The following is a 22,958-nucleotide window of genomic DNA, read 5'->3' as shown; positions in this document are numbered from 1 at the left end:
GTAGGAGGTTTACGGCTCATGCAAAGCAACAATAATACGAAGCTGACGAATATGATGTGGCGCAGCATGGGCGAAGGCATCGTCTTCAGTTCGATATTCGTTTGTTTAATGATCTATGGCTTACAATATTTTGGTCTTTTATTTAAAGTAGATACTTGGGATCGCATCTTAATACTGGTTATTTTAGCCGTGGTGCTAGTGCTGGTGTTAGGCAGTATATATGGATATTGGACAAGCGCACGAATAAAGAAGCGACTTGATCCGATTATGGCAAGAATGCAGCTATTAGAGAAGGGTAGCTTTGTTCGCAGCCAAATGAATTTGGGAGAAGATGAGATTGGCCGTTTAGGTGACCAGTTAGAGCGGATTATCAAAAAATGGGAAGAGCAGGTGACGTCTTTACAACGACTATCCAATCATAATGCAGAGTTAGCCGATAAAGCGAGATTCTCTGCCATTGTAGAAGAGCGTCAACGGCTTGCACGCGAACTGCATGACGCGGTATCCCAGCAATTATTTGCGATCTCGATGACAGCAACTGCTGTTGGGCGAATTATGGATAAAGATTTTGATAAGGCGAAGCGTCAAATATTTCTTATTGAAGAGATGGCCTCTGTAGCACAATCTGAGATGAGAGCGCTGCTAATGCATCTGCGACCTGTCCATCTAGAAGGTAAACGATTGTCTCAAGCAGTTGGAGATCTACTGCAAGAGCTGCGTGCCAAAGTGCCAATTGAGATCGAATGGGAAATGGATGATGGAGTTGCTCTTCCGAAGGGAATTGAGGATCATCTATTCCGGATCGTTCAAGAGGCATTATCGAATGCGCTTCGTCATTCCAAGGCAACGAAATTGGAGCTCAAATTAAAACATCTACATAGTCAAGAAGGTGTTAGACTATATATACGAGATAATGGTGTTGGATTTGACATGCAGGATAAGAAGCAATCTTCATATGGTCTTGCGACAATGCAGGAACGAGTCAGTGAAATTGGTGGATCTTTATCACTTGTAGCTGCACCAAATCAAGGAACCCGTATTGATATACGAGTACCTATTCTAGTAGAAGGAGGAGTATCAGATGGAGGAATCAGTCATCAAAGTACTTCTAGTTGACGACCATGAGATGGTAAGAATCGGTCTTGCCGCTGTTCTTGGAACTGAGGATGATATTGAGGTTGTAGGTGAAGCTAGCTCTGGAGAGGAAGGTATCCGGTTAGCTCAAGAATATGAGCCAGATGTCGTGCTGATGGATTTGGTAATGGAAGGCGGCATAGATGGAATTGAGGCGACGAGGAAGCTGCTTCAATTACGGCCTGATTGCAAGGTGATTGTGCTGACAAGTTATTTGGACGATGAGAAAATGTATCCAGTACTTGAAGCGGGAGCTATTTCGTACTTATTGAAAACTTCAAGAGCAGGGGAAATTACAGGGGCGATTCGTGCTGCCTCTAAGGGGCAATCCATTCTGGAATCGCAAGTTGCATCCAAGCTGATGAATCGCTTCCGTCAGCCTAAGCCTAAGGCCGCTCCTCACGAGGATTTGACAGAACGTGAAATGGAAGTATTACGACTGATCGCTGGTGGTAAGTCTAATCAAGAGGTAGCAGATGCTTTGTTTATTGGGATCAAGACAGTGAAATTCCATGTAACGAATGTTCTAGCCAAGCTGGGTGTGGAAGATCGTACACAAGCGGCAATTTATGCCCTTAAGCAAGGTTTAGTTGAGTGATGATAAAGGAGTCAAAGTAATGGAGTTATCAAATATTATCCTAATCATTGCAGTTGTGATCGGTTGTCTATGGTTCATGTGGCAGATGATTAAAAAATATCGTTCATAGAGGCTGTGCAAGAATAAGGTCTTGCCTTAACGAGTAGATATTAATCTGCTTGTCAGAGGTAAGACCTTGTGATTCGTTCATGACATGATTGTGTCAGATATTGGGTTATTGTGTAGTGCTCTTTGGAGAAAGAGTTGAATACATGAAATAATTTCGGTATGCTTAACATAACAAAATTCACATAGAAAGAATGATGTATAGATGATAGGAGCAGTTTTTCTGATATTTGGAGCGACTGGTGATTTAGCGAAGAGAAAGCTATTTCCCGCGATCTACAGTATGTACAGAGAAGGTAAACTTGGAGAGAATTTTGCTGTAGTTGGTTTGGCTCGTCGACCAAGATCGAATGATGAGTTCCGCAGCGATGTACGTGAAGCAATTGTTGAGTTCGCAAGACATGATGCTGCTGAGAATGGGGAATGGAATAAATTCGCTGAGCATTTCCAATATATGTCACTTGATATACATAATGTGGAGGGCTTCCGTCAGCTTAATGGTCTTGTGAATGAACTGGATCGTAAGTTTGATACGAATGGTAACAGGCTGTTCTATTTGGCGCTTGCACCTGAGTTATTTGGCGATGTATCGTTCAACCTGCGTGAAGGTGGTCTGCTTCAAACTACAGGCTGGCATCGTCTTGTAATCGAGAAGCCGTTCGGTTACGATTTACCGACTGCACAGAAGCTCAATGGACAGCTACGTCAAGTATTTGAAGAGTCCGATATTTACCGAATCGATCATTATTTGGGCAAAGAAATGGTTCAGAATATTGGCGTATTCCGTTTTGCTAACTCCTTTATTGAGCCTTTGTGGAATAACAAGCATATCGCGAATATCCAGATTACTTTAAGTGAGACAGTTGGCGTTGAAGAACGCGGCGGCTACTATGACCATGCTGGAGCTTTGCGCGATATGGGACAAAACCATATGCTGCAAATGATCGCCATGATGGCAATGGAACCGCCTAGCCGTATGCATCCAGAAGATATTCGGGATGAGAAGGTGAAGGTTCTTCGTTCACTTCGTGCTTTTGAATCAGATGAAGCGGTAAAAGAGGACGTAGTACGCGGCCAATATGTACAAGGTGAAGTGAATGGCAAAATGCTGCCAGCTTACCGTGATGAAGATAAAGTAAATCCAGATTCGCATACAGAGACTTATTTCATGGCTCGTGTATTCGTTGATAATTTCCGCTGGGCTGGAGTTCCGTTCTACATTCGTACAGGTAAGAGATTGCCATCCAAAACAACTGAAGTTGTTGTTGAATTCAAAAACATACCAGATGGCGTTTATTTAGCTGAGAAACAGAAGCTGGAACCGAACCTGCTTGTATTCCGCGTGCATCCAGAAGAAGGTATATACTTCAAAATGAATGCCAAGGATCAAGGTGCTTCTGGGGGTATTACGCCAATTGCACTTGATTTTAGCCATAGCAGTGAAGTGGGCTTTAATACGCCTGAAGCGTATGAGCGCCTGCTATATGATGCTGCTCGCGGTGACTCTACTTACTTTACCCGCTGGGATGAAGTTGCTCATGCTTGGGAATATGTCGATCGTATTGCACAAGCATGGAGAAATGCTGAAGAGGATCCAGAATTCTATGCTGCAGGCAGCTGGGGACCAGAACGTGCGAATGAGATTCTGGCTAAAAACGGCTTTAAGTGGTGGCCAATTTTTGGACAAGCAACACAAAGATAAGTTACGGATCAGAAAGGGAGCGATACTCGTATGATCAGCAGTTTTAGTCAAATTTACGATATATCTATGACAATTGAACCGGGTATGCAGGTTTATAAGAATAAAGAAGAGAAGAAGCCAGAGTTAATTAACATGGCTAATTTCTCTAACGCCAAGGTCCATGAGACTCGTGTTGCAATGGACGTACACTGCGGGACACATCTTGATGCGGCGCTGCATATGATTGAAGGCGGCGAGACGATTGAGGCTATTCCGCTGGAAGAACTTATCGGTATAGCTCGAGTAGTTGATTTAACGCATGTTAAAGAAGCGATTGAACGGGAACATTTAGAATCACTTGATTTGCAAAAGGGTGAATGGGTCGTATTCAAAACTCGCAACTCCTTGTCTGAGGAGTTCGATTTTGACTTTGTTTACTTAGCAGATAGTGGAGCGCAGTATTGCATTGAGCGTGGTGTACAAGGCGTGGGCACTGATGGGCTTGGAATTGAGCGTGCACAGCCTGAATATCCTACACATCGTTCACTACTTCGCAATCGAGTTCATATTGTAGAGGGGTTACGTCTGAAAGATGTTCCAGCGGGGACTTATACACTCGTTGTTGCACCGCTTAAACTTACGGGCATCGATGCTGCTCCTGCACGTGCTTTTTTGATGAAATAGCTTTTGACGCTTATCATCCTACATGTGAGCAGTTAATATAGAAGGGGTTTTAGCCTAAATGAATGAACAAGAACAAAGAAAATTAAATGAGGAAGTAGCTAAACGACGTACTTTCGCGATTATCTCTCACCCCGATGCCGGTAAAACGACTTTAACGGAAAAGCTGCTTTTATTCGGGGGCGCTATACGCTTAGCGGGTACAGTCAAAGGTCGTAAAGCAGCCAAATTTGCTACATCCGACTGGATGGAGATTGAGAAGCAGCGTGGTATCTCGGTTACTTCTTCCGTTATGCAGTTTGATTATAAGGGACATAAAGTCAACATCCTGGATACGCCTGGTCACCAGGACTTTTCCGAGGATACTTATCGTACGCTAACTGCAGCAGATGCGGCAGTCATGTTGATTGACGTAGCGAAGGGTGTCGAGGCTCAGACAATTAAGCTATTCCAGGTTTGTCGGATGAGAGGAATCCCGATTTTTACGTTTATTAATAAGCTTGACCGTGAAGGCCAGAACCCTTTTGACTTGTTGGAGGAGCTGGAGAACGTGCTTGGAATCCGTTCCTATCCGATGAACTGGCCAATTGGTATGGGGAAAGCACTATGCGGCGTATACGATCGTACGAAATCTCGCGTTGAGCTGTATCATAATGATGAGCATCGTGAAATTACGGTTCAGCCTGTTGCAGGATATGAAGATCCTCGTATTCGCGAAATGGCTGGCGAGCATTTGCATGATGAGCTTTGTCAAGATTTGCAGCTGCTAGATGTAGCGGGTGACCCTTTTGAGATGGATAAGGTGTTAGCTGGTGAATTAACGCCTGTATTCTTCGGTTCGGCAATTAATAATTTCGGTGTGCAGACGTTCCTTGAGAACTTCTTGCAGTTAGCTCCAAGTCCACAATTTCGGAAGAGCACGGAAGGAGAAGTGGAAGCAACTGAGCCGAAATTCTCTGGTTATGTGTTCAAGATTCAAGCGAACATGAATCCAGCTCATCGTGATCGTCTTGCTTTCTTACGTATCGTATCAGGTAAGTTCGAACGTGGCATGTCAGTTAAGCATGTAAGAGCAGGTAAGGATATTAAGCTGGCGCAGCCGCAGCAATTCTTGGCTCAGGATCGCGATATTGTCGATGAGGCGTATGCAGGAGATATTATCGGTTTGTTTGACCCAGGCATTTTCCGTATTGGGGATACGCTCGTACAGGGCGGAAGCTTTCAATATGATGAATTGCCAACCTTCTCACCTGAATTATTCTGTAAGGTAACGGTTAAGAACGCTTTGAAGCATAAGCAATATCAGAAGGGGATCGATCAGCTGACAGAAGAGGGTACGATTCAAGTATTCCATTCTGCGAGTGTGTTCGAAGAGACGATTCTAGGTGTTGTAGGACAACTGCAATTTGAAGTATTTGAACATCGAATGAAGGGTGAATATGGTGTAGATATTATGCTGCAGCGACTGAACTACCAATTCGCTCGATGGGTTGTCGGCAAGAATATTGATCCAGGCAAATTCCGTATTAATTCACAGCTTGTTAAGGATAAGAAAGGCAATTATGTCGCCTTATTCGAGAGTGAATATGCACTTCGCTCAGCACTGGAACGTAATAGTGATCTTGAATTTCTAACGAATGCGCCATAGGATGATGGTGCTTGTGAAGCAGTGCTCCTTAAGGGGGCACTGCTTTTGTATATGATAGAATTTATAACTTTGTACGCATGTCCATGAAGCGCATGAAATGTTGTATACTATTGGTTAAATAGTTGGAATCATCATACAAATATACACAACAAGGGGTGAGATAAGCGCTATGAAATTAATGGGGGTTGATGTTGGAACCACGAATATTAAAGCAGGATTATTCGATTATCATGGGTCGGCGGTTAAGCTTGCTAGCAGATCAACGCCAACTCGTCAGACAGAGGAAGGTTATTACTACTATGATCCTGAGGAACTTTGGAACACGGTCGCGGCTGTTATACAAGAAGCTGCACAGTCAGCAGCAGGCGAGGAAATTGTAAGCGTTGGGATTGCCAGCATGGCGGAAGCTGGTTTGCTTGTCGATCGCCATACGGGTGCTGCACGATCCCACATGATCCCTTGGTTCGATACCAGAACGATGGAGCAGATCGAGCAGATTAAGCAAGCAGGCGATCCTTTAGAGAGATTTGCAGCCTCAGGGCTCAGGGCGAACTTTAAACAAGGCCTGTCCAAAATATTATGGCTCCGTGATCGAGGCGGAGTTGATCTACAGGATACAAAGTGGCTCTCCATGGGAGACTACATCGCCTATCGCTTGACAGGTCGCATGGCGACTGACTATTCACTCGCTGCACGTACCTTTCTTTACCGAATTGATCGCAAATGCTGGGATGAGTCTTGGATTCGCCAGTTTGGCTTATCGCCTGATATGTTCCCTGAGGCTCTGCCAGCAGGTACACCACTTGGTACTGTACTGCCTGAGATGGCAGCTGGACTTGGATTAAGCAAGCAAACGACAGTAGCTATTGCGGGCCATGATCATGTATGCGCCTCGTTGTCCGTAGGTGCTGTTACACCAGGCATCGTGTTTGATTCGATGGGGACTGCAGAGACGCTTGTCGGCATGCTAAGTGAGCGGCCATTAGGTGAGGCAGAATATGCGACTGGATTATCCTATGGCTGTCATGTTGTGCCAGATCGGTATTTTTGGATGGGTGGGATCAATGCTTCCGGAGCTTCGGTCGAATGGCTCAGATCTAAGCTGTCGGGTTCAGAGTTAATGAGTTATGAGCGGATGTCGGAAATGCTGTCTCATACGAAACAGGAGCCGTCAGGGATTCTTTATTATCCGTATTTATCAGGCAGCGGTGCTCCGAATCCTGATCCGCAAGCCAAGGCTGCGTTCATTGGTCTTACGAAGTCTCATGAACAAGGAGATATGCTAAGAGCTGTACTTGAAGGTACATCTTATGAGCTGGAATCGATCAGATTGAAAGCTGAGCAAATCGCAGGTGAAGACATTGAACATTTGATCGCAGTGGGCGGAGGGACACGCAATCGCCACTGGATGAATATTAAAGCTGACGTAACGGGCTGCCGAATTACGGTATCACAAGTTGTGGAGGCTACCCTGCTTGGCGCAGCAATAACGGCAGGAATTGGAGTAGGGGTTTATAAGGATGCGAATGAGGCTGCTGCAAGTATCCGTGAAGAGCAACGTAATATTGTAGAGCCGCACGCAGCAAATCACGCTGCGTATAAGCGCATATTCAATCAAGGCTATATGCCACTGCAAGCACCACTTCGTCAATATTACAACCTTCATGAATAATCAAGAAGGGCATTATCTCGGCTGATCGTAGCAGAGGTAATGCCCTTTGTAGGTGGAACCACTTCTTCTTGTAAATTAAGCGATTTGTGAAGCGGGAAGCGATTGCTTGGTTCGTCTACCATCTTTGCGAATGGCAACGAGAATGACGCTGATGCCAATGACAGCTAACGTAATTCGGAGGAGCCACCAACAATCATTCGCAATGCTCGGTCCGCCAGAAACAAGGTTCATGATGCCATTAACGGCATAAGTGGAAGGCAGATAGCTGCTAAGGCCGTAATAGAAGCTTGAAAGTACCTCACGTGGGATTGTGGCACCAGATGTCAACAGCTGAATCGATAATAATGCGATGTTGATCCATGCGCCTGCATCCCCTAACAGCAGGAAGAACATCTGCGATAGGAATAGGAAGGAGAGTACGATGAGCGATTGGAACAACCACATGGCAATAAACCCTTGATCGGAATGAATGCCTAACAAATTAACCATTGATGTTCCGATGAGTGCGATAAAGACGGATGCTACAACATAGATAAGTGCTCTGGCTGCCAGCAGTCTCCATTTGCCAAATTGTTCTTTGATCTCATTAGCAGATTTGTTCATATTCATCGTCATGAGCATAGAGCCTGTGAAGGAGGCCATCACGAGAAGCATAGGAACCATCAGTTTGGCGAAGTTATTGACGGGGTTCACGCTCTCTATTTGCGTTGCAACCCGTTCGGATAAGCTCGTTGCCATTTGTTCAGATTGGCTGGAAGGCAGATGAAGCTGTTCGAGTGTTGATTGGAAGCTAGATTTAACCGATTGCTTGTTGATGGTAGCTGTAACCTCGGCAGCTATTCCTTGCATGACGGATTTAACCATAGAGGCATTCGAATCATTGACGATATAGTTGATCATGCCTTTGCTGGCAGGATCAGTCACATACTTGGTAAAATCGGAAGGAAAGTGGATTATTAGCTGAATTTGTCTATCTTCAAGCAATTGTTTAGCTTGATCTACCGAGGGGAGAATCTCTGTTTTAAAACTTAATTGGTTTGCTAACTGTTCCGCTGCACTTGCTCCAATTCCTTTATCCTCATTGACGATGGCAATCTTGAATTGATTCACATGATTATTAATTTGATCGTAGCCTGTTAACCAGATAATGCTAAAAAATAATTGAAAAATAACTGCTGTTATAATACCAATGATGCTAGCTGGTTTACGCAATAAAGCTATAATGGTTTTGATCATACAAACCAATCCCCTCTTTAAATGAAAATTCAATTCAATTCCTTTAATTGCTCCGCAAATTCATTCAGTAATTGTATTCTTTGCTTGAAGCTCTTGATCCCAATTCGGAAGCCAAGCTCTTGAGTAGGACTCATTCCATTGCGCCACACCTCAAAATTCGTTTCCAGTCTGCTAACCATACCAGACACTTCAGCGATATCCGCCTCTAGCCAGCCCATAATCGTATCCTTATCAGTAAACTCGCCAAAATATAGACGCATCAAAAGATCGGAACGCAATAGATCAGCTTCTAAGGAGCTTGATAAGTAAGCTTGAAAAACTTTAACGCCATGATCCGTTATGGAATACATATTCTTGTTCGGTTTGCCCTCTTGCACGACAACTTCTTTCGTAATATAGCCTGCTGCTTCCATTTTGCTCAAAGTCGGATAGATCGTACCGTAACTGGCATCGTAGAAGAAGGAGAATAACTGCTCAAAATTCTGCTTGATGTCATAGCCCGATAATGTATTCTTCATTAGCATACCAAGGATAATGTCTTGGCTGTTCATATCCTAACCACCTTTAATCATATTTCAATCTGATATATCTCGATTATTAATATAACAATCTGATATATAAAAATCAATCCCAATTTTCTAAAAAAACTTTGCAAATTCGTTCGCCTATACCAATTGTATAGGGATTTCATACAATATCGTGTCCCGATTGATGGGGTTGAAGAATGCCCACTAATTTACCTAAAAGGGGTGCTCAAGCCTTGCATATTTGTATGGTTGCTCCAGAACAAATACCTGTTCCACCCATCGTAGCTGGATCTGTTGAAATATGCATGTATGCTATTGCGAAAGAACTTGCTGAGCAGCATGAGGTCACAATCATATCTCGCAGTCACCCCAAGCAAGATCCAGTTACGATCCGAGGGAAACTAACGATCATTCGTGTTTCAAATCATAAACGGGGCTATATTGATTCTGTACTAAAAGTCATGCAGGGAAAGACATTCGATTTAATCCAAGTGGATAATCGGCCACAGTACGCAGCAAGAATTAAAGCGATGTTTCCTTGGACACCTGTGTCTTTGTTCATGCATTCCCTAACCTTTGTGACACCGCCTCATAGTACGCTTGAGCAAGCCAGAGCCTGTCTGGATCAAGTGGATCTGATTATTGCGAATAGCAGCTCGTTACAAGATGAACTACAACGCCATTTTCCTGAATGCCGTGTGCCCATATATAAAACCTTCCTAGGCGTAAATCCACAAGTGTTTCGTATGCCTTTGAGGGATGAAAAGCTGTTAATTCGTAAGAAGTATAAGGTAAGTCATACTTTTAATATTCTGTTTGTGGGTCGAATCATTCCTCGTAAAGGGATTCAGGTTCTCATTCAAGCAGTTCGTATGCTTAAGAGTAAAATACCTCATGTGCGTCTGATTATAGCTGGAGGAACCACGAGTAAGTCCTATTTTAATAAAATGAAAAAATATGCGGCAGCTATGCACGTACCAACTGTATTTACAGGATATATTCCACATCGGCATTTGCCTCAGGTGTACTGGCTTGGGGATTGTTTTGTCTGTCCTTCGCAAAGGCATGAGGCATTCGGACTAGTCAATGTGGAAGCTATGGCTTCAGGTGTCCCCGTAGTGGCATCCGCAAATGGTGGGATTAAGGAAATCATTCATGATGGTGTAAATGGGTTGCTTGTGCATCACTATCATCATCCAAGAGAATTTGCTCAAACCATCCATAAGTTAATAACTAGACCTGATTATGCAGAAAGCTTGAGTATGTATGCTCATCAGGATGTAATGAATAGGTTTACTTGGACACATACCGCTAGTCAGCTTGAGAAAATATATTTTCATTACTTGATGAATGGATGGGGTGATTGAATGTGCGTAAGATAATTAGCGACAAGTGGGAAAAGACAGAGGTGCTTAGTCGGCATCTTGACCTCCGAGAATTCGTTCCTGTTACGAAGCCCATTCAAAATAGGCACACGCTTAAAGAAATGCTAGAAATCTATCGAATGGTCTATGTAAAGCCTGTACATGGCATGCATGGCAAAGGTGTAGCACGGGTCGAATGGGATGAAACAAATGCAGAGCACCCCTATAAATATCAGCTTGGGCTGCAAATCGCCGAGTTCGCTGATTTTAACGAAATGTATGAAGATTTAAAGGTAAAAATGAAGGGCAAGAAATACTTGGTTCAGCAAGGTATTCATATGCTTCAACATAATGCGTGTGATTTTGACATTCGCGTTATGGTACAGAAAAGTCCCTCCCAAGAATGGAAAGTGACAGGGATGATCGGGAGGGTCGCGGAAGATGGTAGAGTTGTGACGAATGTTCATAGTGGAGGGAAGCTTAGGCCAATTGAATTGCTGCTTCAAAGCTATATGTCTAGTGAAGCACAGAAGACATTCATATCGTTGTTGAAGCAGCAAGGTCTACGCGTGGCTGAAGCAATGTATGAAGAATATCGTGGTGTTAATCAGCTTGGTCTGGATATTGCTACGGATAAATACTTGAAGCCTTGGATACTTGAGGTGAATACAACGCCTGATCCTTATATTTTTCTCAAATTACAGGATAAACGGATTTTTAGCCGCGTCATTCGGTATACCAAATATAATCGCAGGTTTAATTCACATTAGCTGGAGATTGTAAACTTGTGTGTAGGATTTGAAGAAGCTGCTGCCTAATTTCTGGTGCGGCATTGGTCCATATAAGCTCGAATAAGACACCCATGCCTGGAAGCACGGCATCCTCTCCACCAACTGATTCCTGGATAATTTCACCTAGTTGTTTGGCATCCGAATTTTTGACATTGTTGATGACTGCTTGTCTAAGATTTAGTTCCATAAATAATATCCGCTCCTTTGATGTCCTGTTCTACATTTATATAATATGCTTCAAGCTTCCATCAATCATCCAACTATGTGGATTTATACCGTTATCAAATTTATGCTATAATACAGGCAAATGGTGTAAGGAGAGCTTGATGTGAAGAAGAAACAATTTGCCATTATCGGAATGGGAAGATTCGGCTCTAGTGTAGCCAAAAGTTTATCTAAAGCAGGCTTTGAAGTGCTGGCAATTGATCGCAGTGAAGCAAGAACACAAGAGGTTTCTAACTTTGTTACCCATGCCATTCAGGCTGAATGTACAGATGAAGAAGCACTGCGTGCGATTGGAATTCGAAACTTTGACGTTGTTGTTGTGGCGATTGGGGCCGATATCCAGTCCTCTATTTTGACAACTTTAATATTGAAGGAAATGGGCGTTACGAATATAGTAGTTAAAGCATCAAATGATCTCCATGGTAAGGTACTCACGAGAATTGGTGCGGATAAAATCATTTATCCTGAACGCGATATGGGTCAGCGTGTAGCACATCATCTGATTTCATCCAATATTATTGACTATATCGAGTTCTCAAGTGATTACAGCATCATCGAAACCAAGGTATCTGGCAAAATGGTTGGGCATAGCTTGCGTCAGCTGGATTTTCGTGCTCGATATAATTGTAATATCATTGCGCTGAAGGTAGGAGAAAAGCTTATTATCCCGCCATCGGTTGATTCGCCGCTTAAACAAGACGATATTCTCGTTATCCTCGGGAAAAATGATGATTTACAGCGATTTGAAATATCATTGCCTGAATAAATAAAAGTGAAGGTAAACATTAATATGGGATTAAGTGAGATTATTTCGGTTCAGAACGCTCGTGTGAAGCTGTGGGTGCAGCTTCTCGGACGCAAAGGAAGAGACAAGCTGGGGCAATACATAATAGAAGGCACGCATCTTGTCGAAGAAGCGGTTAAGGCGAATGCTCCAGTAAAGACGATTGTCTATGATTTGGACAAAGGGCTGCCGAATGCGCTCTATCAAGCTACTCAGGATCATGTGGAATGGATAGGTGTCAGCCCGCAAGTATTAGCCAAATGCTCGGATACAGAAACGCCACAAGGGATCATGGCTATTCTGGATAAGCCCGAAAATACGCCAACTGATCTTCTATCCGCAAAGAATGCACTCGTGGTCGTTGTTGATGGTGTACAAGACCCAGGTAATCTTGGAACGATTATTCGCAGCAGCGATGCTGTGGGGGCTACAGGCGTTCTGCTGGGTAAGGGCACGGTGGATTTATATAATCCCAAAACCATTCGTTCCACGATGGGCTCTCTGTTTCATCTACCCATCATCAGCGGCGACTTACTTGAATGGCTGCCTAAGGCTGCTGCACATGGTGTTCAAGTCATCGGTACTTCGCTGCAAGCGACTGCCAGTTGCTATGACATGGATTACACCAAACCCACATGGCTCGTACTTGGTAACGAAGGACAAGGCATGTCCGCCGAGGTTGAGAACCTTGTAACACAGCCAATTATTATCCCCATGCAGGGCCAAGCAGAATCGCTTAATGTGGCGATGGCAGGAACAGTATTGCTGTTTGAAGCGTCAAGGCAGAGGATTTCACACCGACAATAAATAACGAAATCTTGAAATTTTGCAGGCATACGCTTCCGGTTCTTCACATAGAGGAGATATATCAAAGATGAATAATCCGAGGGAACAACATAGGAGTTGTTCCCTCGGATTATTTTGTTTATACAAAACGATACATAGACATTTTGTGTATAGGTGAGTTACGAAGTTATTTGATATTCTAAGTGTACGGAATGTATGACAGGCAAATATCTCTGATGAAAGGAGGAATATTCATGGCATTTGACGGATTACTAATGCATCAACTTGCCAAAGAAATCAAGACTAATCTACCGATGACAATCAATAAGATCTTACAAATTTCTGATACGGAGATTCTCCTGGATGGACAATCAAACGAGCGTAAACTTAGGCTGATTATCAGCATTCATTCACAAAATAACCGTATAAATTTCACAGAAGAAAATTATTCGGAATCGAAACAGGAAGATGAATTTTTGATATTACTGGCAAAACATCTACGCGCTGGTGTCATCCAAAGTATGGAACAGGTCGGTGTTGAACGAATATACTGCTTTCAAATCAGTGTTGAAGCAGTGTGCTTCTCACTTTACATTGAACTGCTAGGCAAAGATGCAAACATCATACTTGTCGATGAAGCGAATAACATTATTGGTGCAATGAAACAAACATCGCTCCGCAAAACCAGTGCGTGGACACTCTCGCCTGAAGCCGTTTATCACCTTCCATTTGATTATAGTGGAAAACAGAATCCTTTTCAGCCGTCTTCCATAAATGAAACAGAGTCATTTGTAACACAATTTCATGGTTTTTCGCCTCTGTTAAGCCGTGAATTTCAATACCGCATGCAACAAGGGCAGTCATTTTACGAAATTATGTATGAACTAAATAGAAGCGATAAGCTTTATTTGTCGGAAACAGAGCAGGGTATCCAGTTCCATTGCATTCCGCTTACACACTTGAGGGGAAAATTGAGTTTTTACCCAATTATGGAAGGCGTAGATATTGCCTTATATAAAATGCAAACTTGCCAGCAAACATACAGTTTATTCCAATTGGTACGCAATGAATTAATTAAACGATCTCGAAAACTTTCAAAATTGGAGCAAGCAGTTCTTGAAGTCGGGCCGTTTGAGCAATATCGTACCTATGCAGATCTACTTTACACATACTATCATCTGCTTCCCCGCAACGCTGCTTCTGCCGATCTCGAGGATTTTATGACAGGAGAACTGCTTCATATTCCGTTAGACACCAAACTGAGTGCAAAACAAAATGCTCAAAAATACTACGAAAAATACCACAAAGGAAAAATTGCTCATACCAAACTTAAGGAGCAAATTGTGCTTTGTAAAATGGAATTAGATTGTTTTTTTCGGCTTGAGTCCCGGCTTGAACTGGCTGATGGCATAGATGTATTAGAAATTCGCAGGGAGCTAGAAAGACACGGCTATTTCAAAGCAAAGCCAAACCAATCAACGAAGAAAAAGCAGAACAAGAAGCCTAACATTATGACTTTTCAATTCGAGCATGATATTAAAATCTTCGTAGGCAAGAACAGTATTCAAAATGATTACCTAACATTCCATTATGCCAAGAAAGAGGATTTATGGCTGCACGTGAAAAGTTATCACGGAGCACATGTTGTTATAAATACCGCAACACCTGATGAAGAGACGTTATATTATGGGGCCTTACTGGCTGCTTACTTTTCGCAAATCAAGGCCTCTGGTTCGGTCGAAGTAAACTATTGTCAAGTTAAGACTCTTAAAAAGCCCAAAGGCGCCCCAATGGGATTGGTATTACTTGGAGCCCATAAAACAATTTATGTCAGGCCAAAGGAAGAAGTTATTCAAAGGCTTCTTATCGAAAATTTAGTTTATAAGGTGTGACTTATTAAGTTATTTTATTTGCGAACAAATCTATTACCCAAAGACCATTCAAAGTTGAAATGTGAAATTGCTTGTGCTACAATGCAAGTAATTAATCAAAGGGAGATGATGGGAATAATGTAATATTTCTTGCTTATTTATGAATGATAAAACAATAACTGTTTTATTTTTTGTTAAGCAAGAAGGTTACTTATTCTCTTCACTCAAATAATAGTACAATTTCTAATCCATCAATTGGGTTAGATTTTAATATTTGTTTATTTGAGCTACAAGAAAGGTAACTTTCTTGTAGCTCTTTATTTTTTTAATTTAAATTAGGAGGTTGAAATAAATGTTTGAAGTTGTAGATGTTCATGTGAACCTTTCATTGTCCGTTGTTACGGTTCACGATCAAATTACACGGATGCCGGAGCATTATCCATCTATCGATAGATGCACGTAGCGATTCTGGCTGCAAGCTTCTTGGGTTTTAATATAGTTGGTTAATGTACATGTTAAGCACCCACCAAGGATGCTAAAGGCATTTTCTCCGGCTAAAGAGGAGAAAAAAACATGAAATTAACTTCGAAATACGAAATGATTCAACATATATTGACAGAATTGAAACAACCTGCATATCGGTTTGAGCAAATCGCTGAGGCAATTTTCAAGCAAAGAATTGGTGAATATGACCGAATGACCATACTACCTAAGGGCTTAAGAAACGAATTAATTATGAGGCTTGGCGAACACGTTTTGAACTTAACTCCTGTCATACAAAAGACATCCAGACAAGTGAATAAAGTGCTTTTTGCCATTGAAGGCGGTGAACATGTAGAAGCAGTTCAACTAAGCTATGAGCGCGGATGGAAATCATACTGCATTTCCAGTCAGTGCGGATGCGGATATGGTTGTAGCTTTTGTGCTACAGGTACAATCGGACTGAAACGAAATCTAACTGCTGATGAAATTACCGATCAATTGTTATACTTTCATTTAAATGGTGATGCCTTGGATAGTGTTTCGTTTATGGGCATGGGAGAGGCGCTAGCTAATCCTAATATCTTCGATACGCTTAAGATTCTTACAGATTCACGAACTTTTGGCTTGGGCCATAGAAGGATTACAGTTTCTACCATTGGAATTTTGCCGAACATCGATCGTCTAACAAAGGAATTTCCTCAAGTCAACCTGACTTTTTCACTGCACTCTCCGTTCGATGAACAGCGGAGCGAGCTAATGCCAATTAACAATCGATTTCCACTTCATGATGTGTTGAATAGGTTGGATCAGCATATTCATGATGCAGGTAGAAAAGTATATATTGCGTATATATTACTTCGAGGAAAAAACGATTCAAATGAACATGCGGAAGCCATTGCTGCTTTGTTAAAGGACAGAGGTCCTTGGGAACATTTATATCATGTCAATTTGATCCCCTACAATTCAACCGACGTGACGCCTGAAAGCTTTCATCAATCGGACAATGACCGGGTTCAAAGGTTTGTCAGTATTTTAAAGTCAAAGGGAATCAAAGTCACTGTGCGAACACAATTCGGAACTGACATTAATGCAGCATGCGGTCAACTATACGGACACAACAAGTAAATTCATATTTATTATCATTAGAAAATTGAGGGGGATGAATTTTGTCTCATAAGAATAATACAATTACCCATGCTCAATTCCATGCAAAGACAGATATTTGGTGATATTTGCATGGAATAACATCATCGCCAATCATGCTGGCTTTGCTACTTGAGATATAACATTTATTCAAGGAGTGAGTCTACATGAGATATATCAACGCTAATGAAATTCTCCCGAAAGAATTAGTTGATAAATTGCAAGATTTTGTACAAGGTGAATACATCTACATTCCCGCAATAAAAGATCAACATAAAAATTGGGGAGAATTATCCGGTTTTCGTGAAGAGATTGATAAACGAAATAATGAAATCATACAAGCATATGCATCTGGTCATTCGATTCAAGAACTTGCAGAATCATACTACCTTTCTGTTTATGCGATTAGAAAAATAATTTATAACAAATAAAAATCACTGAACTGTGATCCTAAATTTGTACGAAATAATAACATTACATCGTCAGAAGATGATTCCTGCACTAAATGGGATCATCTTTTTTAGTACGCCCAGCATGGTTATACCAGACATTACAGAAGCGTTTTGTATATAGTTTATGTGATTTCTATCTGTTACTTTTATAACTATGGGTTCTTCTAAATTGTAGCAGGACAAACGGAGGTTAAAATAATGGATGCTATTGTAAATATACAAAGAATGTTAACAAGTTTTCTAATACAATGAAGCTTTTATTTGGATGTATCGTGAAAGTTAGGATCTGGAGGAAAGAATTATGTTGAATGTTACTATTTTTAATATGGAAGGTATTCATGTTGGTGAAATGGAGCTTGAAGAATCTATCTTTGGTATTATTCCCAATGAATCGGTTATGTATGATGTAGTTATAAATCATCTGGCAAATAAACGCAGTGGGACACAATCTGCATTAACACGTGGTGAAGTTAGGGGCGGTGGCAGAAAACCGTATAAGCAGAATAAAATTGATAAATCTAGAGCAGGTTCGATTCGTATGCCTCATTGGCGTGGCGGAGGAGTTGTGTTTGCTCCTAAACCCCGCGACTACAGCTACAAACTCAATAAAAAGGTTAAGCGGCTGGCTATAAAATCTGCATTATCTAGCAAAGTACAGAACAAAGAATTCATTGTCGTTGACGATATCAAGTTAGAAAATTACAGGACAAAGTCTATAGTATCTATGCTTAATGCGCTTGGGGCAGATAAAAAGGTACTAATTGTTATACCTATGATAGATAACTTTGTTATTAAAAGCGCCAATAACATACCTAGTGTAGAAACCACCGTAGCTAATTCTATTAATGTATACAATATTCTGAATTGCGATAAAGTAATAATCGCTAAAGAAGCTGTCACTATGATAACGGAAATGTACTCGTAATGAAGGCAAATGGGACAGGAGATAGCTTCTAAGTTTTTCTTTAAGCTCTGAAATATATTTACAAATGGATAATTTATCGAATATCAAACAGAAGATTGAACAAAAAAGAAAAGAGCTGTATCAGGCCGTTATTGAATACGGATTCGAAATGACGGGGGCAATGAATAAAGAGTTGAATAGCACTCAATTAAAGAGTAGCACCTGGAGATTCCTCTTCAGGTGCTGTTTTGATATTGATAGGGGTAACTCTAACTTATTTACGCAGTAACCCATGTATAAGCACTTCAAAGTGATGATCAATCAGCCTTTCTTGCTGAGCTTTGGGTAGCTGGTTCTCCAGGATAAGTCTTGTGACAAGTCCATAGGTGGAAGTCCATATGATTTGGGCTGTAAGCTTTGGATCAAGGGTACGGAATTTCCCTGTGCTCATACCTAACTCTAGAATCTGGATGACAATGGAAAGGCCTTGTCTTTGATCGAAGCTGCCATCCTGTAATATGCCTGGCTGTTTATCAACATTCTCTACATCCTTAATCACGTTTGCTTTAAAATGATTAGGTTTACTCAGCATCAGCTTAATATAAGCCCTTAAGCTGGTTTCAAGTGTTTTATCTGGTTGCTCCTGATCAATAGGGGTTTCTTCTATTTGTTCAAGTAGCTTGGAGTAGCCTTGTCTCGTAATGAACGTAATAATTTCTGCTTTATCTTTAAAATAATGATAAATGACGCCGGGCGAATATTCGATTTGAGTCGCGATTTTGCGTATAGACAATTTATCATAGCCTTCTTTGGCTAAGATCCGACTTGAAGCAGCTAATATTTTCTCACGAATCATTTCTTTCTCAGCTTGTCTTCTTTCTGAAGCACTCATTGTTTCCTCCTGTAGATAAAAAATGATATGAACGCTGGTTAGTGAGTGAACGCTGTTTATCATAATTTTATATACTTTATTGGAATAGTCAACAATAATATAAATTATTCTAATAATTTGGTGTGGTATGCCTAGAACTAGCTTCAAACGGGGCGATCCGCAGTTAATTTTAGCGCGAATAAGATCACAGACAACTCTCCAAGTACGCCGAGAGATTGAGCAAGTGCGCCAATCATTCCATTCCAGCCTGGTGTTAATAGAATACAGATCACTAAGGTTAGAAATGTAAAAAGAACGTTAACGGATTGAGACCATACCATGACCTTCGTTCGCCCCTTCAGCATAATAAGACCATTAGAGAAATCAAGAAATGGGAAAAATAAATTGTAGATCATAAACACTTGAATGGTCTCGATACATGCTCTCATTAGCTCATTGTTAACTCCCATTACATGGCTTAGAAACCAAGGCCCAATTGGGGAGTGTCCCAGTAAACCGGAAAGGATTGCAGGTATAAAGCAAATGATAAGAGCAAAGCGAAGCACAGCTTTACGGTCTTTGTTATAGAAATTAAGAACAATTTGGTGCATATAGGAAAAAAAGCTAAGAACTAAGAAATTTACTGAGCTTGCTAATGCGTATGCGGCTATTGCTAGCGAAATATTCGAAGTTTTGCCCAACATCGCATTAATGCCAGGACCGATCATCGCCGCTAACAGTGTCGAATAGAGCAAGGGGCGATAGAACTTAAAAATATGCCGCTTCGTGGAAACCGGGTGATCAGGAAGCTTCTTAGGTATTTGTTTGTGGAGCAGGCTTCTGCCTTCCCACACTGCAATGGAGCATTCGATCATCATACCCATTAGAAAAATAATAGCCCCCACTTTACCGCTCGTTACTTGATTCGTCTGAATAAAATATACGGATAATAAATACATGGCAATTAGACGTATGATCATGCCAATAGTAAGCATTTTGGTTCGCATATTGTAAATGATCAGACCATGATATAAGCAGCGTAACCCTGAGAAAATATTGACATAGATCAGAATGCGATAGACTTCTAATATCGGATTTAGCATCGAATCTTCTACTCCGAATATGTAGAGGAATACAGCATGACCAAGTGGTGTATAAGATATAGCCAGACTCAGAATCATGATGCCTAGCAGCACATAGTTGCTGATGGCTGACATTGCCTTGAAGGATACTTGATCTCTAACAAGTGCTGAACAGGTTTGTCTTAATAAAACAGCGGGTCGTTCGGTTAAAGCTAGTAGGCTAAGTGGTATCGCGTATGTTGCGATAATGAATTCAGGGTTAGGGGATCTAGCTAATGTACTATTAATAATGACATGGGAGATCGTTACAAGCGTGGATGACAATCCTAGCGGGATAAAAAAGGCTAACAGTTGCTTAATCGATATACGAGATTGTGCCAGTGTATTCATTTTTGCTTCCTCTTGATTTCTTTAGAAGTAGATTTTGAACTCAGTATAGCAGAATAGACGGAATATTCACATATGTGTATTGGTAAAAAAAGCACCCTTGAAGTGGGTGCGATTATGGCTTAATAGCCGATTGTTTGCATATTGGAACGAAGCACATCATACGTAATGCCAAGTTGTTGAACCTCATGTGGGTTTAAGTTTAATTCAACGATATCTTCAATGCCATTCATGGTAATGATTGCAGGAACGCCAAGGCATACATCCTGCAGTCCATATTCCCCGTCGAGAATCGCAGATACAGCTGTTATCTGATGATCGTTATTCAGAATGGAGCGTGTCAGGTGCGTAAGTGCATTGGCTATACCAAAATAGGTCGTGCCCTTGCGATTATAAATTTCCCAGCCCGCTTTACGTGTCTTCTCCATAATTTCATCCAGACTGATGTTACCGAATCTTTCTTTATTCTCCTTTAATATCTCGGTAAGAGGCTTGCTGCCAATCGTCACATGCGACCATGCAACAAATTGGGAATCTCCATGCTCTCCAAGAGAATAGCCGTTAATGCTTCTTGGATCAACAGGAATGATGTCAGACAAAATACTTTTGAGCCTTGAGGAGTCTAACGATGTACCTGTACCAATTACACGATTACGGGGCAATCCGGATATTTTCCATACATGATAAGTGATAATGTCTACTGGATTCGTCGCTACAAGGAAAATACCGTTAAATCCACTAGCCATGACGTTAGCCACAATGCCTTCAATCATATTAGCAGCGCTCGCGAGTGTATCCAGTCTAGACTGCCCCGGCTTCGGAGGTGCGCCTGCGGTAATGATCACGATATCCATGTCCTTGCAATCAGCGTAGGTACCAGCGTATACTTTCGTCCTCGAATGTGTAAAATCACCGCAATGATTCAGATCCATAGCTTCACCGACTGCACGTTCATGACTTTTATTAATTAATAGCAGTTCATTGCAGATTCCCTGATTCACGATGCAGAATGCACAGGATGAACCTACCAAACCAGTTCCAACAATCGCAACTTTTTTGCTAAAAGCATTCATATTCATTAATTCGCTCTTCCTTTCCTTACAGAACGCCAAATATATTTAAAAATACAATGATAACGACGATTGGTATGATATAACGCAGCAGCATGACATAGTAGACGGTACCTTTGCGCCACCAAGCAGATTCCTTGCAAAGCTCTTCAACCAGGCGAGCTCTTGGAAAACGATAGCCAACAAAGATTGAAATCAGGAATACACCAATTGGCAGCAGAATGTAGCTGGCTAAATAATCGGCAAGATCGAAGAAGGTTTTGCCAAAAAGAGTCATGTCCGACATGGGACCAAAGGATAACGAGCACGGAATTCCCACAAGAAATACGCAGAAACCTACGATCCAGCTATATTTTTTACGTTTGGATGCATCACCTTTAACGATAACAGCGACAATGATTTCAAGTAAGGAGAAAGCGGATGATAGTGTAGCAAATAAGAATAATGCCATGAAAATAACAAGAAATACACTACCGAACGCCATTTGTTCAAAAATACTAGGCAATACAACGAAAAGCAGACCAGGACCTGCTGTTGGCTCCATGCCGAATGAGAAGACAGCAGGGAAGATAGCAAATCCGGCTAAAATCGTCGTTAGGAGGTTTAATGAAACAATCGAAATAGAAGATTTGGTTAAGGTTTCTCTTTTATCTAGGTAAGAGCTGTAGGTAACCATAACCGACACCCCAATACTGAGGCAGAAGAAGGATTGCCCCATCGCGTAAATAACCGCATCTTTCGTCAATTTATTAAAGTCAGGCATTAAGAAGTAGCGAACTCCTTCTGATGCCCCCTCAAGTGTTAGTGATCGCACCACAAGTACGAGGAACAGAATGAATAGTGCAGGCATCATAAATTGGCTTGCTTTTTCGATACCTGTACTAACCCCCTTGGCAACGACATAAATCGTAATAAGGATGAAGAGCAGCTGTGCGCTTGTGACTGCGAGTGGATTAGCTGTTATTTCTTTAAATAAATCGCTAAAAACAAGATTATGGTGCAGCAGGCTGCCTGTTAAGCTTCGTCCAAAGTAGAGGAGAATCCAGCCGCCGATTACGCTATAGAAGGAGAAAATAATAAAGGAAGTCGCTGTTCCGAGATACCCAAGCAAGTGCCAGTAGCCAGTAGGCGCTATCGTTTTGTAGGCTCGAATTGCGTCTTTGCCTGTACTTCTACCTATTATTAATTCAGCAAGAAGCAGAGGTAAACCTATGAATATGGTGAAAAGCAGGAAAATGAGGAAGAAGGCTCCGCCACCGCTAGTCGCCATAACATAAGGGAACTTCCAGATTGCGCCTAGCCCGATCGCTGATCCAGCGGCTGCTAGAATAAAGCCAATTTTAGATGACCATTGTTGTTCTTGCTTCATGTAACCTCCAAGATGTCAGAAAGATAGTTCTTCATGAAATATAAGAATGTATAAGTTTTACATCATACATGGATATTTTGATATTTCTCGCAGA

General features: G+C 41.6%; 22 protein-coding genes. 15 read left to right on the top strand and 7 right to left on the bottom strand.

Features of this window, described 5'->3' with window-relative positions; translation table 11 throughout:
• Positions 1 to 18: 18 nt before the first annotated feature.
• The 6 genes from E0485_RS16100 to E0485_RS16075 all read left to right on the top strand — a co-directional run bounded on the left by E0485_RS16100 (position 19) and on the right by E0485_RS16075 (position 7,519).
• Positions 19 to 1,116 (top strand): sensor histidine kinase, encoded by a 1,098-nt coding sequence (locus E0485_RS16100; RefSeq protein WP_132419090.1) that lies wholly within the window; start codon positions 19 to 21, stop codon positions 1,114 to 1,116.
• Entirely contained in the window at positions 1,082 to 1,732 is a 651-nt protein-coding gene (locus E0485_RS16095) for a response regulator (protein WP_132419089.1), read from the top strand. Before E0485_RS16100 ends, E0485_RS16095 begins: the two co-directional genes overlap by 35 nt.
• A gap of 310 nt (positions 1,733 to 2,042) precedes the next feature.
• A complete protein-coding gene (gene zwf, locus E0485_RS16090; RefSeq protein WP_132419088.1) occupies positions 2,043 to 3,539 on the top strand; it encodes a glucose-6-phosphate dehydrogenase in 1,497 nt (498 codons plus the stop codon).
• Positions 3,540 to 3,569: 30 nt separating this feature from the next.
• Entirely contained in the window at positions 3,570 to 4,202 is a 633-nt protein-coding gene (locus E0485_RS16085; protein WP_132419087.1) for a cyclase family protein, read from the top strand.
• A gap of 58 nt (positions 4,203 to 4,260) precedes the next feature.
• Positions 4,261 to 5,847, top strand: coding sequence for a peptide chain release factor 3 (locus E0485_RS16080; RefSeq protein WP_132419086.1), 1,587 nt, complete (start codon positions 4,261 to 4,263; stop codon positions 5,845 to 5,847).
• Between the two features lie 169 nt (positions 5,848 to 6,016).
• The gene (locus tag E0485_RS16075) at positions 6,017 to 7,519 is read left to right on the top strand and encodes an FGGY-family carbohydrate kinase (protein WP_132419085.1); all 1,503 of its coding nucleotides are present in this window, start codon (positions 6,017 to 6,019) and stop codon (positions 7,517 to 7,519) included.
• Between the two features lie 75 nt (positions 7,520 to 7,594).
• Here the strand turns inward: E0485_RS16075 and E0485_RS16070 are convergent, their stop codons facing one another.
• Positions 7,595 to 8,755 (bottom strand): YhgE/Pip domain-containing protein, encoded by a 1,161-nt coding sequence (locus E0485_RS16070; RefSeq protein WP_132419084.1) that lies wholly within the window; start codon positions 8,753 to 8,755, stop codon positions 7,595 to 7,597.
• Positions 8,756 to 8,784: 29 nt separating this feature from the next.
• Positions 8,785 to 9,306, bottom strand: a complete 522-nt coding sequence (locus E0485_RS16065) for a PadR family transcriptional regulator (protein ID WP_132419083.1) — start codon at positions 9,304 to 9,306, stop codon at positions 8,785 to 8,787.
• A 173-nt stretch (positions 9,307 to 9,479) separates the two neighbouring features.
• Between E0485_RS16065 and E0485_RS16060 the strand changes: the two genes are divergently transcribed.
• Complete coding sequence (locus E0485_RS16060; protein ID WP_132419082.1) at positions 9,480 to 10,649, top strand: glycosyltransferase family 4 protein; 1,170 nt, start codon at positions 9,480 to 9,482, stop codon at positions 10,647 to 10,649.
• 2 nt (positions 10,650 to 10,651) lie between these two features.
• Positions 10,652 to 11,416, top strand: coding sequence for a YheC/YheD family protein (locus tag E0485_RS16055; protein ID WP_165921205.1), 765 nt, complete (start codon positions 10,652 to 10,654; stop codon positions 11,414 to 11,416).
• On the opposite strand, the gene sspI is transcribed toward E0485_RS16055, so the two are convergent.
• The gene (gene sspI, locus E0485_RS16050) at positions 11,403 to 11,624 is read right to left on the bottom strand and encodes a small acid-soluble spore protein SspI (RefSeq protein ID WP_132419080.1); all 222 of its coding nucleotides are present in this window, start codon (positions 11,622 to 11,624) and stop codon (positions 11,403 to 11,405) included. The two genes, E0485_RS16055 and sspI, sit on opposite strands and share 14 nt — an antisense overlap.
• 141 nt (positions 11,625 to 11,765) lie before the next feature.
• Between sspI and E0485_RS16045 the strand changes: the two genes are divergently transcribed.
• The 7 genes from E0485_RS16045 (at position 11,766) to E0485_RS25945 (ending at position 18,374) form a co-directional block, all read left to right on the top strand.
• Positions 11,766 to 12,428, top strand: a complete 663-nt coding sequence (locus E0485_RS16045; protein ID WP_132419079.1) for a potassium channel family protein — start codon at positions 11,766 to 11,768, stop codon at positions 12,426 to 12,428.
• A 24-nt stretch (positions 12,429 to 12,452) separates the two neighbouring features.
• Entirely contained in the window at positions 12,453 to 13,253 is an 801-nt protein-coding gene (locus E0485_RS16040) for a TrmH family RNA methyltransferase (RefSeq protein WP_132419078.1), read from the top strand.
• A gap of 233 nt (positions 13,254 to 13,486) precedes the next feature.
• Positions 13,487 to 15,124 (top strand): Rqc2 family fibronectin-binding protein, encoded by a 1,638-nt coding sequence (locus E0485_RS16035; protein ID WP_165921204.1) that lies wholly within the window; start codon positions 13,487 to 13,489, stop codon positions 15,122 to 15,124.
• Between the two features lie 552 nt (positions 15,125 to 15,676).
• The gene (locus E0485_RS16030; RefSeq protein ID WP_132419076.1) at positions 15,677 to 16,711 is read left to right on the top strand and encodes a Cfr family 23S rRNA (adenine(2503)-C(8))-methyltransferase; all 1,035 of its coding nucleotides are present in this window, start codon (positions 15,677 to 15,679) and stop codon (positions 16,709 to 16,711) included.
• Between the two features lie 185 nt (positions 16,712 to 16,896).
• Entirely contained in the window at positions 16,897 to 17,160 is a 264-nt protein-coding gene (locus E0485_RS16025) for a CD3324 family protein (RefSeq protein WP_132419075.1), read from the top strand.
• A 322-nt stretch (positions 17,161 to 17,482) separates the two neighbouring features.
• On the top strand, positions 17,483 to 18,106 hold the full coding sequence (gene rplD / locus E0485_RS16020; protein WP_132419074.1) for a 50S ribosomal protein L4: 624 nt from the start codon (positions 17,483 to 17,485) through the stop codon (positions 18,104 to 18,106).
• Between the two features lie 64 nt (positions 18,107 to 18,170).
• Positions 18,171 to 18,374 (top strand): aspartyl-phosphate phosphatase Spo0E family protein, encoded by a 204-nt coding sequence (locus E0485_RS25945; protein ID WP_132419073.1) that lies wholly within the window; start codon positions 18,171 to 18,173, stop codon positions 18,372 to 18,374.
• Here E0485_RS25945 and E0485_RS16010 read toward each other — a convergent pair.
• From E0485_RS16010 to E0485_RS15995, 4 genes are all read right to left on the bottom strand, one after another.
• Positions 18,360 to 18,977 carry a TetR/AcrR family transcriptional regulator gene (locus tag E0485_RS16010; protein ID WP_132419072.1) on the bottom strand — a complete coding sequence of 206 codons (618 nt, stop codon included), beginning with the start codon at positions 18,975 to 18,977 and terminating at the stop codon, positions 18,360 to 18,362. The two genes, E0485_RS25945 and E0485_RS16010, sit on opposite strands and share 15 nt — an antisense overlap.
• A 143-nt stretch (positions 18,978 to 19,120) precedes the next feature.
• Entirely contained in the window at positions 19,121 to 20,428 is a 1,308-nt protein-coding gene (locus E0485_RS16005; protein ID WP_132419071.1) for a multi antimicrobial extrusion protein MatE, read from the bottom strand.
• Positions 20,429 to 20,547: 119 nt separating this feature from the next.
• A complete protein-coding gene (locus E0485_RS16000; protein ID WP_407944857.1) occupies positions 20,548 to 21,498 on the bottom strand; it encodes an L-lactate dehydrogenase in 951 nt (316 codons plus the stop codon).
• A gap of 25 nt (positions 21,499 to 21,523) precedes the next feature.
• Positions 21,524 to 22,864, bottom strand: coding sequence for a sodium-dependent transporter (locus E0485_RS15995; RefSeq protein ID WP_132419069.1), 1,341 nt, complete (start codon positions 22,862 to 22,864; stop codon positions 21,524 to 21,526).
• Positions 22,865 to 22,958: the final 94 nt, after the last annotated feature.

It is taken from the genome of Paenibacillus albiflavus, from assembly GCF_004344915.1.
In the GTDB taxonomy this organism is placed as follows: domain Bacteria; phylum Bacillota; class Bacilli; order Paenibacillales; family NBRC-103111; genus Paenibacillus_AM; species Paenibacillus_AM albiflavus.
The sequence above is the reverse complement of the archived record's forward strand: the minus strand, read 5'-3'. Positions and strand labels throughout refer to the sequence as shown.